Raw genomic sequence first — 402 nt, 5'->3', positions numbered from 1 at the left:
ATCAGGCTCGTTCCAGATATCCCAGGCAAGGATCCGGTCGTCATCCTTAAACTGAGCAACCGTTTCGGTCACGTATCGTCTTAAACGAGGATACTGGGTACTGTCCTGCAAGGCTTTCTGTCCTGGACTCTGAACCCAACCAGAATTATGTACATGTGGTTTTGGATCGCGCTGCTCTCCGGAAACCGGGAAAGGATCCCAGCACGAATCAAAAAGAACGAACATCGTCTTTATCCCATGTTTGTCTGCAATGGCCAAATAGGCGTCCAAACGCTCATAAAGTCCTTTTGGATCCTCCTGATGCAATAGGTCATGAAGATAAACCCTCATAGTATTCATCCCAATATCTTTTGCCCACCCGAGTTCTTTGTCTATGGTTTGGGGATCAAAGGTTTCCTCCTG

Annotated in this window: 1 protein-coding gene; it reads right to left on the bottom strand. The window is 47.3% G+C overall.

Annotated elements, in window-relative coordinates; translation table 11 throughout:
• The coding region (locus tag HC175_RS19720; protein ID WP_168139808.1) for a glycoside hydrolase 5 family protein at nt 1–402 on the bottom strand (402 nt) is incomplete at both ends.

Source organism: Salinimicrobium oceani, assembly GCF_012037645.1.
Note: the sequence above shows the minus strand (reverse complement) of the source record. Positions and strands in the feature narration are given on the sequence as shown.